Raw genomic sequence first — 13372 nt, 5'->3', positions numbered from 1 at the left:
CCGGTAGCGGCCGGGTCGTTGCCTCCATCGACGTGGACGACGTCACCGTCAGCTATTCAAGCGGGGTCACGGCCGTACATTCCGCCTCTTTCAGACTCGGCGCCTCCACCATCTGCGCGCTGGTCGGCGTCAACGGCTCCGGCAAATCGACGCTGTTCAAGGCGCTGATGGGCTTCCTGACGCCGTCGACCGGAACAGTGCTTATCGCCGGATTGCCGGTCCACGCAGCGCTGAAGCGCGGCCTGGTAGCGTATGTGCCGCAGAGCGAGGATGTCGACTGGAACTTTCCGGTGCTGGTGGAAGATGTCGTCATGATGGGCCGCTATGGCCACATGAATTTTCTGCGTATCCCAGGCAGAGCCGATCGCATGGCGGTCGACGCGGCGCTGGAACGGGTCGGCATGACCGATTTTCGCAAGCGCCAGATCGGCGAACTGAGCGGCGGCCAGAAGAAGCGCGTGTTCCTGGCGCGCGCTCTGGCGCAGGGCGGCGAGATCATCCTGCTCGACGAGCCGTTCACCGGCGTCGACGTGCAGACCGAAGCAGCGATCATCGATCTCCTTCGGTCGATGCGCGACGACGGCAAGCTGATGTTGGTGTCGACGCACAATCTCGGCAGCATCGTCAATTTCTGCGACCATGTCGTCATCTTCAACAAGACGGTGCTGGCCTTCGGACCGACAGAGACAACGTTTACGCAAGCCAATCTTGCGAAAGCTTTTGGCGGCGTGCTGAGGCATCTACGCCTCGGCGGCGCCGATCTTCACGACGACCCCGACGCTCGCCACCTGACCGTGCTGACCGATGACGAGCGCCCTCTGGTGCTTTACGGCGAGCGCGATCAAGAGAAGATGATGAAGCCCGACAGCGGATCGCCAGCCCCGTGATTGACATCCTGCTGGAACCCTTCACCTACAACTACATGGCCAAGGCCATCTGGGTCAGCGCCCTGGTCGGCATGGTCTGCGCGTTCCTGTCCTGCTATCTCATACTCAAGGGCTGGGCCCTGATGGGCGACGCGCTTGCCCACTCGGTGGTGCCGGGCGTTGCGGCCGCCTACATGCTGGCCCTTCCCTATGCCGCCGGCGCATTCGCCTCCGGCCTCATCGCCGCACTCGGCATCACCTTGGTGCGGCGCGTGACGCAACTTCGCGAGGACGCCGTGATCGGCCTTGTCTTTACAACGCTGTTCGCTGGCGGGCTGCTGATTGCGTCGATCAGTCCGACCTCCGTAAACATCCAGTCCATCGTACTCGGCAACATCCTCGCAATCTCCGACGAGGATGTAACCCAGGTCATCCTCATCGCAGCGGTTTCGCTGGCTGTACTGGGGCTTCGATGGAAGGATATGATGCTGGTGTTCTTCGACGAGAATCAGGCGCGAAGCGTCGGCTTGAACCCCTGGCGGCTGCGGGTGCTGTTCTTCGTGCTGCTCAGCGCCTGCATCGTCGCCGCACTCCAGACCGTCGGTGCGATCCTGGTGATCGCGATGGTGGTGACACCAGGCGCCACCGCCTACCTGCTGACCGATCGGTTCGGCGTCATGATCCTGCTCGCGATGGCGATCGGCGCGGCGACGAGCGCGGTCGGCGCTTATCTCAGCTTCTTTCTCGACGGCGCGACTGGCGGGCTGATCGTGGTGCTGCAGACCGTGGTCTTCCTGACTGCCTTCGTCTTCGCACCCAAACATGGCCGGCTCGCCGCACGCCGGGCGGCACGTGCCGCATCGCAGGTCGTCTCATGATGACGATCTGGTCCTGGATCGCCGAGCCGCTCAGCCATGAGTTCATGCGTCGCGGCCTCACCGTCGCCATTCTGGTCGGCGCCATCTGCGCGGTGTTGTCCTGCTATCTCGTCCTGAAGGGCTGGTCGCTGATGGGCGACGCCGTTTCGCATGCCGTGCTTCCGGGCATTGTGCTCGCCTATATCGCCGGGATCCCGCTTGCCTTCGGCGCATTCGTGGCAGGACTTGGCTGCGCGCTGGCGACGGGCTACCTCAAGCAGCACAGCCGGATCAAGGAAGACGCAGTCATGGGCATCGTCTTCTCAGGCATGTTCGCGTTTGGCCTGGTTCTGTTCGTCAAGGTCGAGACCGACCAGCATCTCAATCATATCCTGTTCGGCAACATGCTCGGCGTCCAGTGGCGCGACGTGATCGAGGCGGCGGTCATCGTCGTGCCGGCGATCCTCATCGTTCTGGCAAAACGCAAGGATCTGCTGCTTTATTGTTTCGATCCGGCCCATGCGCGCGCGATCGGCCTGCCCGTCAATCTGCTGCATTTCGGGCTCTTGACGCTGCTCGCGTTGACGATCGTGGCCTCGCTGAAGGCTGTCGGGATCATCCTTGTCATCGCCATGCTGATCGCGCCGGGAGCGATCGGTTTTCTTTTGACGAAGAGCTTTGAGCGTATGCTCGCCATTGCTGCCGCGGCCGCCATCGGGTCGAGCGTCGTGGGAACGATCCTCAGCTATCACATCGACGCAGCCACGGGCCCGACGATCGTCGTGGTTCAGGCCGGCGTTTTTTTGCTTGCCCTGTTCCAGTCGAAGCGCCCAAAGCAACAGGTGCAACTGGGCATTTCGGGAGAGTAATCGCGGCGCTGGCCCCGGCCGAGGCCGCACTCAAAGCCGGTTGCGGATGAGCATGGTGACGACGAAGAACGCGCCGACCGAGCTGGTGATGATGCCGATCGGCAGTTCCTGCGGCGGCAGCAGCGTTCGAGCCAGAAGGTCGCTGGCCAGCAACAGCACCGCGCCGAACACGGCGCAGCTGGCAACCAGGCGCAGGTGCAAGGGGCCCGCCAGCGGCCGCGACAGATGCGGGATCATCAGCCCGACGAAGCCGATGACGCCGGCGACCGAGACCAGGATCGCCGTCGAGAAGGCGGCGACGAGAAAGGTCATCCTTCGCATCCGCGCCACCGGCACGCCCAGGCTTTCGGCGGCGTTTTCGCCGGCCAGGAAAGCATCGAGCCGGCGGTGGTTCCACAGCGCGTAAGCCAGGATAGTGCCCGCACCCAAGGCGCCGAGCCAGATATTGTCCCAGCGCGCCAGGCCGAGCCCCCCCATCGTCCAGAACAGCACGGAGTGGGCGGCGCGCTGGTCGCCGGCAAAGACAAGATAATTGGTCAAGGCGGTGAACATGAAGGACACGGCAAGGCCGGCAAGGATCAGCCGCTCCGGGCCTTGCCCCCTCACCCGCGCAACCAGCAGCAGGACGACACCGGCAGCCAATATGCCGCCGGTGAAGGCCGCGACCGGCAATGTCCAGATGCCGAAACTGTCTCCGAAGACGGTGATGACGGAAACCGCACCCGCGGCGGCGCCCGACGACAGGCCGAACAGGAACGGGTCGGCAAGGTCGTTGCGGGTCACCGTCTGCAGCAGCGCACCGACGACGCCGAGACCGGCCCCGACGCAGATGGCCAGGACCGTGCGCGGCAGCCGCAGATCGACGACGATCTTGCCGACCGGCCCGGACACGTCGTGCCCGCTGAAGCCGATTGCGCGGCCAAGTGCTGCAACAACGTCGGTCAGCGGGATCAGCGTCGAGCCATAGGCGATCGACAGCAATGCGAGAGCAGCGATCGCCGCCGCTCCCACCAGCATGGCCAGTGCGAATGCCGGATGGCGCAAACCTGGAAATGCGTCGTGTCTGTCAGGACGCGTGCGACGCACTTCCAGGATCTTTTGCTCATGCATGTCGTTGCCCCAAAACCGCTGCGCACTTTTGGGCGACAGGCATCAAAACGCTTCCGGATGCATGGCCTTGGCGATTTTGTCGATCGCTTCGATATTGGCGGGTCCGGGTGTCAGTTCGGCATAGCGCAGGGCGACGAAGCGCTCGTTCTTGACCGCGTCCGTCTCTTTCATGGCCGGATGGACCTTCAGAAAATCGAGCAGCTTCTTGTAGCCGCCGCCATCCTGGTAATCGAGCAGGATGAGGAATTGCGGATTGCGCGACGCCACCGTTTCCCAGTCCGTGTTGCCCCAGCTGGTGTCCATGTCGGCCATGATGTTGTCGCCGCCGGCGGCTGATATCATGGCGCTGGGGATGGCGAACTTGCCTGCGGTGAAGGGCTTGTCCTCGCCGGAATCATAGAGAAACACTCGCGTTGCCTTGCCGTTGCCGACCTTGGCGGTGATGTCGGCGAGCCGCGTCTTCCAGCCGGCAACAAGCTTCTCCGCCTCGGCCTCCTTGCCGAAGATCTTGCCCAGCTTTTCGACGTCGCCATAGAGCAGGTCCATCGAGGCGGCTGGACGGCTCTTGTCGAGATGGACGCAGCTTTCCGTCAGCACCAGCGTCTTGATGCCGTGCGGGGCAAGCGTATCGGGTGTCACCTCGCCGCCCGGCTTCATGCCATAATACCAGCCGGCGAAGAAGAAATCCGGCTCGACCGCGACGAGGTTTTCGAGCGTCGGATATTTCGGCGCCAGTTCCGGGATCGAACCCTGCTCGGCCTTGAATTCGGGACCCACCTTGTACCATCCGGTGATGCCGGTCAGGCCGACGATCGACGGCTGCAGTTTCAGCGCGAAAGCCATCTCGGCCATGTTGAGATCCTGGATGACGGCGCGCTTCGGCGGCGCATCGAAGGTCAGCGGCTTGCCGCAGCTGTCGACCGTGACCGGGAAGGCCAGGGCTGTCGAGGCCAGCAGCGAGAAGACAAGCGAAAAGGCCAAGCGTTTCACGGGTTTGCTCCTTGTGGATGGGATTGGGTCGACTACGAAATGGCTTCAATCACGTCGGCGGCGCGGCACGGTTCGGCACATCGAACACCGTCAGTTCGCGGTCTTCGGTCGGATGGCGCAGACGCAGCACATCGATGCCGAAAATCTCGCGGATCAGCTTTTGGGTCAGCGCTTCGCGCGGTGCGGCGAGCGCTTGCAGACGGGCATGGTTCATCACCGCCACCCTGGTGGCGAACGGTGCCACCAGCGCCAGATCGTGCAGCACCGCGATCACCGTCATCTCGAAGCCTGCCACGAGGTCGAGCAGTTCGCCGCGGGCACGCGGGTCGAGATGGTTGGTCGGCTCGTCGAGGAACAGGATTTTTGGCTGCTGGGCGATGGCGCGCGCAAGTTGGGCGCGCTGGCGCTCGCCGCCCGACAGCGAGCCGATGGTGCGGCCAAATAGCGGCAGCAGGCCGGTCCGGCGCAGTGCATCGACGACGATCTCGCGCTCCTCGCTCCTGCGCCGCAGCCCGGCGTGCGGAACCCGGCCAAGCTCGACATAGTCGATCACCGCCAGCCGCGGATCGGGCTGGTCGGTCTGGCCGACCACGGCAATGTGCAGCGCCCGTTCGGCGGCTGAAATCCTGTCCAGGCGGCGCCCGCCGAGCTTCACCTCGCCGGAGCTCGGACGCAGCATGCCCGACAGCATGCGCAGCAGCGTCGTCTTGCCGGCGCCGTTGGGACCGATGATGGCAAGGCGATCGCCGGCGGCCACCGAGAAGCTGACCGCCTGAACCAGATCCCGCCCATTCGCCGTGACGCAGAGGTCACGGGCTTCGAGAAGCGCTACGGTCATCGGCTGCTGCCCGCCGGCTTGCCGGGACGGCAAAGCGTATATACGACGATGCGATGGATGGAGCCGTCCAACTTTCCGTCACTTTCCAAAACTGGCGACGGAAGGAAGCTGGCGAACCGGCCGACAAGACCGGGATTCGTGTTTCCTCCCGGCACACCCCGTCCGGTCAACTCAGTGATGGCAGGTCTCCTGGCTCACGGGTCGTTGCGCCATCCAGCCTTCCCAGCCTTGCCGGCCAGTGGCATTCACGGATTTTGCTCGCCGCTTACAGTTGCGGGGGCAGCCACGGTCTCGACCTGAGCAGGCCTCACCGCGTTCCCTTTTCACCCCTCGCCTTTCGACTCGGGGACCATCACCGCTTCAGCGTAGATTTGCGCCGATCGCTTCGCAATGGATTTCTCGGACGGAGTGGTGGGCCAGCTAAGGGAAACAGGCATCGCATGCTCTCTTTATGTAATAATATAACATACCTAAGAGATGACGCCGGTCGCTGTCAAGCGAAAGCTCATGGGGCGGTTGGCCGGATGGCGACCGGCATCGGCGCAGATTGCACGGGATGCGCAATTTCGATCAAACTGGCCGTGCCAGGAAACGGCAGGATGATCTGGCCAATGCGAGGAGAAAATGGACCCGACCGAGAAAGCGCTGTGGTTCGTCGAAAGCCATCTGCCGGAGGCGATCTCGCTTGATGATGTCGCGCAAAGCAGCGGCGTGTCGCGTTTTCATGTGACGCGCGCCTTCGGCGCCGCCACCGGCCGGTCGGTGATGGGCTACATGCGCTCACGCCGGCTGACCGAGGCGGCGCGCAAGCTGGCGGGCGGGGCGCCCGACATCCTCGCCGTCGCGCTCGACGCCGGCTACAACTCGCATGAGGCGTTCACCCGTGCCTTCCGCGATCAGTTCGGCACCACGCCGGAACTGGTGCGCGCGCAGGGCACACTCGACAAGCTCGACCTCGTGGAGCCGATCCTGATGGACCAGTCCCTCCTCACCAATCTCGAACCGCCGCGTTTCGAGACCAGCCGGCCGTTCCTGATCGCCGGCCTCGGCGAACGCTACAGCTGCGAAACCAGCGCCGCCATCCCGATGCAGTGGCAGCGCTTCGGCCCCTATATCGGCAACATTCCGGGCGAGACCGGCGACGTCGCCTATGGCGTCTGCGTCAACGGCGACGATGCCGGCAATTTCGACTACATCGCCGGCGTCGAAGTGTCTGACTTCTCCGACCTGCCCAGGGACTTCTACCGGGTGCGGGTGCCGGCGCAGAAATATGCGGTCTTTGCCCACCGCGAACACATCTCGACCATCCGCCGGACGGTCAACACGATCTGGAACAAATGGCTGCCGGCCTCCGGGCATGAGATCGCGGACGCGCCGGAATTCGAACGCTACGGCCCTGAATTCGACCCGCGCAGCGGCAAGGGCGGGCTGGAGATATGGATACCGGTGAAGGCGTAGTCGGTCAGGCCATCGGCAGCGCCGGCCAGCGATCGGCGATCCGGCCGCCGGAAAACACCGCGATCGACCCGAACTGCTGCAGCACGGCTTCGCTCTGCGTCGGCCTTAGAAACGCGTAGTCGCCGGGCTTTGCGGTCGCGTCGGCGGGCAAGCCCATGAATTGCTGGTTGGAGGACAGGCCGAGCAGCCCGTTCGCCTTCATGCCTTCTGGGAAGACCGGCTCGGCCATCCACTTGCCGCCATAGAGGTAGCAACCCTTGCGCGGGAACCGGCCGAGCGCCTGCAGCAGGCGGGTGACGGCCGGCGGGCCGGGCAGCATCGGCTCGACCATTTTCAGGATCGGCGTGGCGATGAAGGCCGCCGGCTGGAAGCCGTCGAGGCCTGGCGTATCGAAGTCGCTGGGCAGCACAAAGGCCGAGCCCATCGAGACCTCATTGGCCGCGCCGCCATGATGAAGCAGCGCGGTCTTGCTGCCGCCGATGTTCAGGATGCGGCGCTGGTCGGCGCCGAGACAGGCGACGAATGCCGCAGCCTGCGCCGACGCCTTGGTCAATGCCTTTGCCGGTCCGCCGAAAAGGCCGGGGATGAGCGGCGCATGCGCCTCGTAGGCCATGACGCCTTCGCAATGCAGCCGGGCCGGCAACGCGCTCAACGCCTTCGACAAGGCTGCGGGATCAGCAAAACCGCCGCGATGCAGCCCGACATCGATCTCGAAAGCGATGCGCAGGCCGATGCCGAGTTCGCCAGCGAGGGCGCCATATTCCGCCAGTCTCTCCTCGCTGTCGATCAGCCAGCAGACGCGCGACCAGTCGGTATCGGCTTTCACCAGCGCCGCCCTTGCCGCGCCGATCGGCATCGGCTTGCCGTAGAGCAGATCGGCATCCGGGAACGCCTTCAGCACCGCCTCGCTGATCGGCGGGTGGAAGGTCATGAAGCGCTCACTGCCAAGCGCCTTGGCAATATACGCAAGCAGCGGCATGCAGGCGAGCGATTTGTCGACCAGCCGCACGGCCAGGCCGGGATCCACTCTCCCCTTCGCCAGGGCAATGTTGCTGTCCAGCCGGTCGCGATCGAGCAGCAGGCAGGGCTGGAAGATGCCGGCTTCCTTCAGCGCATCCGAGAGGGTGGAAAAATAGGTGGTCATCATTCGATGCCGAACAAGCCGGCCATATAGGGCGAGACGAAGCGGTTTTGCGGATCGACGTCGCGGCGCACCGCCATGGCGTCGTCCCAGCGCGGATAGAGCTTTTTCAGATCCGCCGCTTTCAGGCTGTGCATCTTGCCCCAATGCGGCCTGCCGCCATATCTGCGGAAGATCGGCTCTGCCGCCCGCATGAACGGCAACGGATCGTTCGCTGCATCATGGTGGATGGCGATGGAGCAGGTCAGCCTGTTGTAGAATGGCGAAAGCCAGAACTGGTCCGGCGCGACCGAGCGCACCTCCATCGGGAAATAGACCTCGGGAAAACGCTTCTCAGTCAGCTCGATGATCTCGGCCAGCGCCTTCGGCCCCTCCTCGAACGGCAAATGATATTCCATCTCGTTGAACTTGGTCTGCCGGTCGCTGGCATAGACGTTGAGCCAGTCCTGCACGTAGTCCTCGGCGGGAAATCTGGCGGCCGCCGAACGGATCAGGCGGCCACGCAGCGATGGCAGCCAGGCAAGTGAGGTGCGCAGCCGACGCAGCGTCCTCAAACCCGCCTCGTCCTCTTCCGGCGGCCGTGCGGTGGGTGCGGCGTCGCTGAAATCGCTGGCGATGAACTGCGCATAGCCGGAGAACGGAATGTAGTAGAATTCGGCCGAGCGATGCGCGGCCATCATCGCCTCGAAATCGCGCAGCATCTCAGTAATCGGCAGCACATATTTGCGGCGGCGCAACCGGTAGGTCGCGATGTTGTTCAGCGTCACTTCGGTGAGCACGCCAAAAGCGCCGAGCGCGACGCCCATGGCGTGGATCATGTCCTGATCCCCTGCCCGCTTGAAGTCGCGGACCTTGCCAAGCCCGTCGACGATCTGCACCGTCTCCAACTGCGTGTGATAGGCGCCGAGCGTCGGTCCCGAGCCATGCGTGGCGGTACCCAGCGCGCCGCCGATCGCCTGGCGGTCGATGTCGCCCATATTGGGCAGGCCCTGGCCAATGCCTTGCAGGATGCGCATCAGCGGGCCGAGCCGGGTCCCTGCCCGCACCCGCGCCCGATGTGTTTCGGCGTCGTGCGAGACCAGCCCTTCCAGCCTCTCCAGGGACAGGATCGTGCCTTGCGATTTCACCAGCGGCGTGAAGGAATGACCGGCACCGGCGACGCGCACCGGGCCAGGCGCGGTCCGGACGAGATCACCGAGTTCACCGGCATCGCCGGGGCTGGCGATCAGCTTGGGCTCGGCGCTTACAAAGCCCGACCAGTTGCTCCAAATGTTCGACATGCCACCTCCCCGCTCAGGCAACCGCACGACGGTGACGCGACACAAGGACGAAGAGACCGAGCAGCGCCACGCTGGCCACCGCGCTGGCGGCGGCGAATTCCGGAACTGGCCGGAAATCCTTGCCATCGATGAGCAGCGACGCTGCGATCGGCCCGATCGCCAGGCCGAAAAGCTGGGCTGCCGGCACCAGCAGCACGGCGGTCCGCGTCTCGTCGGCGGTGATCGCCAGACGTATCTGGTAGGGCACGATGAACAGCAGGATAAAGCCCATGGCCAAGGCAGCGACCCAGAACGTTGTCAGGCCAGGGCTACTGGCAAGAACCAGGGAGCTGACAAGCGCGACGACGCCGATCGCCGCGATGGCAAGGCGATAATCGATGCGCGCCTCGAACACGGTGGCCGTCATAGCACCCAGGACCTGCACGGCGAGGCTGGCCGAGACGATCAGGCCGACGGTGCGGCCATCGATGCCATACTGTGCGCCAAGCGGTTCCAGAAAGGCCCAGACCGCGCCGAAGAACATGAAATAGCAGAAGACGGACAGCAGCGCGGTCGTCGAGGGAAGCGTCAGCACATTGGCCAGGTTCTCCTCCTTGGGTAGGTCGGCATAGTCACCGGGAACAGTGAAGGCGACCACCAGCGACACGACGCAGACGACGGCAAGAACGATGAAGCCGCCCGCCGACCCTGCGGCCGGGATGACATAGAGCGCCAGCAACAAGGCGAGCGCGCATTGCGCCAGCGTCTGCATGGTGACGAAATAGCCGCCGATGCGCTCGGCGCGCCGCGAGCGGGCGATCAGTTCGGTGGCGATGGCGACCAGACCGCCCTCGGCGAGCCCGGCCAGGGCGCGGGCCGCAGTCAGCGTGCTGGCGCTCGCGGCATAGGCCGTCCACACATTGGCCAGCGCCAGCAGCAGCAGAAGGACGGCACTTTTCCGGCGCATGTGGTGCGCCGAAAGCAGCATCGCCACGACAGCCGAACCGATGGCAATAGCGATCATCTCGGCTGTGGCGACCAGCGCCAGTTCGTCGCCGCTGACATGGCCTTCGGTGTAGAGAGCTCCAAGCAGCACCGGCTGCAGGCCGAGGATGAGCAGGCCGACCGAACCGATCCACAAGGCCGAGGCGAGCTGCCAGCCGGTCGGATTGCCGACCAGCCAGTCGCCACTGCCTGCGTGGCCGGTATCTGTCGAAGCCAAAGGCGCCTCCCAACGTCCTTGCCGTGCGGCAAAAAAGCTGACAACCTGTCAGTATTTCAGAAACTGATACTTGATCATATTTCTTGTCAACCGGAATTTGGGAAGCCGTGCGAAAGATCGGTGCATGACGGAATTGAAGAGAATGGCGACCGAGCCGAGGCGCAGGCCCAAGCAGGAACGCAGCCGCGAGCGCATCGACGCGATCCTGTCGACGACCATGCGGCTGATCGGGGAAAAGGGTATCGACGCCGTCACCATGAAGGAAGTCGGCATGCTGGCGGGCGGGCCGATCGCCACCGTCTACCACTATTTTCCCAACAAATCGGCGATCCTGGCGATGCTCTATGAGCGGTTTTCAGAGGTCAGCCGGGCACGGCTGACGACGATCATCGCCGAAATCCGCGAGGCGAACGACGTGATCGTGGCCGCTGACCGGCTGCTCGATGATTATCTCAGCCGTGTCGCCGGCGATCCGGCCATCCAGGATCTGCAGAACGCCATCCAGGCCGACAAGGCGCTTAAAAACCTCGACATCGCCGAAACCCGACACCAGGCCAAAATGTTCTGCGACCACGTCATCGCCTTGCTCGAGCCCGAGAGGCGCGAGCAGTTCGAACGCATGGTCCTGCTGATCTTCCAGCTCGCCGGCGGCGTGGTGCGCCTGGCGCTCGCCGAGGGCGAAGCGGAAAGCCGCCAGACCATCGAGGATTACCGGTCTATCATTCACACGCAGCTGCGACTGTTTCTCTAGGGCGTCCGCGGCGATCTCAGCCGCGCCTATTTCGCTCGAGGGATGAGGCCTTCGAAGCCGTGTGTCAGATCGAAAGCGCCGGCCGCGAACATCTTGACGAGATTTTGCGGACGGCCGGGAGTCTTGTTTGCGTCGAGGAGGACGGCCCTGCCCTCATGCATGACGAAATCGAATTTTCCATAGTCAAAGCCGAGTTCACGCCGACGCTCACGCAATTCGTCGGGCACCGGGACGGACTCGCGCCGGATGGTCTCCGCTGCCTTGACCAGGCCGTTCGGGGAGACGTAGCGGGTGCAGCGCTCGCGCTCTCCGCAAAACACCCAGAAACGAACAGCAAAACCGTCGGGTTCTCTCTCCGGAATGAACTTTTCCACGACGAGATCGTCGCAATCAAAGACGCCATCTGGAACGTCGCCGAGAGATCCATGGACCTCATAAGGATGCAAGGCTGGCAAGCGCGGAAACGGCTGCTGTTTCCCGGCACGCTCGGATCGCCGGTTGAGGAGCGTCTCCGGAATACCCCGATTGTTGAGATTGCTTTTGACGATCACCTGACCTTGCCAGCTGTCGGTTCTGTCGACCAATGCGCCGCTGATCCGCCGCTTGGATATGTCGGCGGCGCCGATGTTGAGGCAGAAGGCAAAACTCCGGGCGTAGTCGACATAGTCCGCGGGCGTCACCGTGGCATCGACATGCAATACCGCCATATCGCCGCTGACCGGCTTCGACAGGCCTTGCTGAACCTGAACCGAGTGGCCGCGCCTTTTCAATTCCGCAAGAATGTCGAACAGCATGTATGGGCTGCTCCTGCGCAGCAGGATGTCGCGCCTGCCCAGGAACCTGTCATGCTCGTGCGTTATCACAACGATGCGCGCCACTATCTACCTCTTGGACTGTCTGTAAATTCTTGAAATGTCTTGGCTTGTCCGACGACCTCTATTAAGCCCCGGCGGGTATCCAAATCCAGGCGTCCAGGGGCCAATAAATTGCATGACAAATCATTGGGACGATTACCACCGCCATTGGAAACTTCTGGAAGCGCCGCTCCGGCCAACAGCGGAAACCGTCGCTATATTCGATCGCGAACTTGATCTCGGAAATGCCGATGTCCTCCTCTTGGGGGTGACCCCGGAATTGGCAATTCTGGGCAAGTCGATGTTGGCGGTCGACCAGTCGGCGGCCATGATTTCCGGCGTATGGGCCGGCGACGACGGCTCGCGAAGGGCAATCGCCGGCAACTGGCTTAACCTGCCCGTGGATCACGCAAGCATCGACGCCGTCATCGGCGACGGATGCCTATCGGCGGTCGATTCCCAGGCGGCGCGCAGTTCGTTGTTTGGCGAGGTCGCCAGGGTACTGAAGCCTGGCAGGCGCGCAGCGATCCGCGTCTTCGCACGACCGGAAACGGCAGATGATCTGCGCGGCATCGAAGCTCTGGCTCTGGCCGGCGGGGTCGAGAATTTCCACGCGCTCAAATGGCGGATCGCGATGGCGTCCACGACGAACGACCGCGATTTCGCCATCAAGGTGGCGACAATCCGCGATACCTTCGGCAGCCTGTTCCCAGACCGCGAAGCTCTTGCCGCAAGAACGGGTTGGAGCATGACCTCGATCAACACGATCGACGTCTATGCCGGCTCGGACATAGGCTACAGTTTCGCGACGCTGGCCACGCTGATCGAAGAGGCCGCCGACTGGTTCGGCGAGGTGCGCGTCGTGCCGAGCGGCAGCTATCCGCTGGCCGAACGGTGCCCGCTTCTGGTACTCGGTTCGGCCAGGCACCGGTAAGTTCATCATCATGCCGCCAAGAGGCGCTCCGAGCGCCTTGACTCCGGCGCGCCGCCAGCCTATTTCAGCGCCACGTTAGCACTCGCCTTTGGTGAGTGCTAACCACATGTCCGGCGCCGCCGGATGGAGGAACTGTTTCTCACCGTTCTCATCGAGGAAGAAAAAATGGCAAAGTCGAAGTTCCGCCCGCTTCATGACCGCGTGGTCGTTCGCCGGGTCGAAT

Annotated in this window: 13 protein-coding genes and 1 riboswitch; of the genes, 6 read left to right on the top strand and 7 right to left on the bottom strand. The window is 63.6% G+C overall.

The genetic code is table 11. The features are described from left to right. The first annotated feature begins 26 nt into the window (after positions 1 to 26). From AC0L2U_RS33050 to AC0L2U_RS33040, 3 genes are read left to right on the top strand one after another with little or no spacing between them, the layout of a single operon-like run. Positions 27 to 887 carry a manganese/iron ABC transporter ATP-binding protein gene (locus AC0L2U_RS33050; RefSeq protein ID WP_023813519.1) on the top strand — a complete coding sequence of 287 codons (861 nt, stop codon included), beginning with the start codon at positions 27 to 29 and terminating at the stop codon, positions 885 to 887. Further along, positions 884 to 1744 (top strand): metal ABC transporter permease, encoded by an 861-nt coding sequence (locus AC0L2U_RS33045; RefSeq protein ID WP_292693467.1) that lies wholly within the window; start codon positions 884 to 886, stop codon positions 1742 to 1744. The genes AC0L2U_RS33050 and AC0L2U_RS33045 overlap by 4 nt, the downstream gene beginning before the upstream one ends. Then, positions 1744 to 2592 carry a metal ABC transporter permease gene (locus AC0L2U_RS33040; protein WP_473603486.1) on the top strand — a complete coding sequence of 283 codons (849 nt, stop codon included), beginning with the start codon at positions 1744 to 1746 and terminating at the stop codon, positions 2590 to 2592. The genes AC0L2U_RS33045 and AC0L2U_RS33040 overlap by 1 nt, the downstream gene beginning before the upstream one ends. A 30-nt stretch (positions 2593 to 2622) precedes the next feature. Here the strand turns inward: AC0L2U_RS33040 and AC0L2U_RS33035 are convergent, their stop codons facing one another. From AC0L2U_RS33035 to AC0L2U_RS33025, 3 genes are all read right to left on the bottom strand, one after another. Continuing rightward, entirely contained in the window at positions 2623 to 3609 is a 987-nt protein-coding gene (locus AC0L2U_RS33035) for a FecCD family ABC transporter permease (protein ID WP_127331546.1), read from the bottom strand. Between the two features lie 135 nt (positions 3610 to 3744). Continuing rightward, a complete protein-coding gene (locus tag AC0L2U_RS33030; protein ID WP_127331508.1) occupies positions 3745 to 4692 on the bottom strand; it encodes an ABC transporter substrate-binding protein in 948 nt (315 codons plus the stop codon). Between the two features lie 49 nt (positions 4693 to 4741). Then, the gene (locus AC0L2U_RS33025) at positions 4742 to 5530 is read right to left on the bottom strand and encodes an ABC transporter ATP-binding protein (RefSeq protein WP_127267057.1); all 789 of its coding nucleotides are present in this window, start codon (positions 5528 to 5530) and stop codon (positions 4742 to 4744) included. 162 nt (positions 5531 to 5692) lie between these two features. Next, positions 5693 to 5899, bottom strand: a riboswitch (cobalamin riboswitch). A gap of 255 nt (positions 5900 to 6154) precedes the next feature. Here AC0L2U_RS33025 and AC0L2U_RS33020 point away from each other — a divergent pair. Next, positions 6155 to 6988 carry an AraC family transcriptional regulator gene (locus tag AC0L2U_RS33020; protein WP_127331504.1) on the top strand — a complete coding sequence of 278 codons (834 nt, stop codon included), beginning with the start codon at positions 6155 to 6157 and terminating at the stop codon, positions 6986 to 6988. A 4-nt stretch (positions 6989 to 6992) separates the two neighbouring features. Here AC0L2U_RS33020 and AC0L2U_RS33015 read toward each other — a convergent pair whose 3' ends face one another. Genes AC0L2U_RS33015 through AC0L2U_RS33005 form a run of 3 tightly spaced genes read right to left on the bottom strand, consistent with a single transcriptional unit; the run spans position 6993 to position 10610 of the window. Continuing rightward, entirely contained in the window at positions 6993 to 8132 is a 1140-nt protein-coding gene (locus AC0L2U_RS33015; protein ID WP_164874007.1) for an alanine racemase, read from the bottom strand. Next, entirely contained in the window at positions 8132 to 9409 is a 1278-nt protein-coding gene (locus AC0L2U_RS33010) for a D-arabinono-1,4-lactone oxidase (RefSeq protein ID WP_127397462.1), read from the bottom strand. The genes AC0L2U_RS33015 and AC0L2U_RS33010 overlap by 1 nt, the downstream gene beginning before the upstream one ends. A gap of 13 nt (positions 9410 to 9422) precedes the next feature. Further along, positions 9423 to 10610, bottom strand: coding sequence for an MFS transporter (locus AC0L2U_RS33005; protein ID WP_473603482.1), 1188 nt, complete (start codon positions 10608 to 10610; stop codon positions 9423 to 9425). 124 nt (positions 10611 to 10734) lie between these two features. Between AC0L2U_RS33005 and AC0L2U_RS33000 the strand changes: the two genes are divergently transcribed. Then, the gene (locus tag AC0L2U_RS33000; RefSeq protein WP_164761637.1) at positions 10735 to 11361 is read left to right on the top strand and encodes a TetR/AcrR family transcriptional regulator; all 627 of its coding nucleotides are present in this window, start codon (positions 10735 to 10737) and stop codon (positions 11359 to 11361) included. Between the two features lie 26 nt (positions 11362 to 11387). Here AC0L2U_RS33000 and AC0L2U_RS32995 read toward each other — a convergent pair whose 3' ends face one another. After that, positions 11388 to 12239: an ATP-grasp domain-containing protein gene (locus AC0L2U_RS32995; protein WP_127810781.1), complete on the bottom strand. Its 852-nt coding sequence runs from the start codon at positions 12237 to 12239 to the stop codon at positions 11388 to 11390. 112 nt (positions 12240 to 12351) lie between these two features. Here AC0L2U_RS32995 and AC0L2U_RS32990 point away from each other — a divergent pair, with 112 nt between their 5' ends. Next, positions 12352 to 13149, top strand: coding sequence for a class I SAM-dependent methyltransferase (locus AC0L2U_RS32990; protein ID WP_127810782.1), 798 nt, complete (start codon positions 12352 to 12354; stop codon positions 13147 to 13149). Positions 13150 to 13372: the final 223 nt, after the last annotated feature.

The organism is Mesorhizobium sp. WSM4808 (assembly GCF_055811675.1).
Note: the sequence above shows the minus strand (reverse complement) of the source record. Positions and strands in the feature narration are given on the sequence as shown.

What these genes read in the sequence shown, in the direction of transcription:
- AC0L2U_RS33040 (WP_473603486.1), top strand. Translation starts at nt 1,744, where the DNA reads ATGACGATCTGGTCCTGGATCGCCGAGCCGCTCAGCCATGAGTTCATG.
- AC0L2U_RS33035 (WP_127331546.1), bottom strand. Translation starts at nt 3,609, where the DNA reads ATGCTGGTGGGAGCGGCGGCGATCGCTGCTCTCGCATTGCTGTCGATC.
- AC0L2U_RS33025 (WP_127267057.1), bottom strand. Translation starts at nt 5,530, where the DNA reads ATGACCGTAGCGCTTCTCGAAGCCCGTGACCTCTGCGTCACGGCGAAT.
- AC0L2U_RS33020 (WP_127331504.1), top strand. Translation starts at nt 6,155, where the DNA reads ATGGACCCGACCGAGAAAGCGCTGTGGTTCGTCGAAAGCCATCTGCCG.
- AC0L2U_RS33015 (WP_164874007.1), bottom strand. Translation starts at nt 8,132, where the DNA reads ATGACCACCTATTTTTCCACCCTCTCGGATGCGCTGAAGGAAGCCGGC.
- AC0L2U_RS33010 (WP_127397462.1), bottom strand. Translation starts at nt 9,409, where the DNA reads ATGTCGAACATTTGGAGCAACTGGTCGGGCTTTGTAAGCGCCGAGCCC.
- AC0L2U_RS33000 (WP_164761637.1), top strand. Translation starts at nt 10,735, where the DNA reads ATGACGGAATTGAAGAGAATGGCGACCGAGCCGAGGCGCAGGCCCAAG.
- AC0L2U_RS32990 (WP_127810782.1), top strand. Translation starts at nt 12,352, where the DNA reads ATGACAAATCATTGGGACGATTACCACCGCCATTGGAAACTTCTGGAA.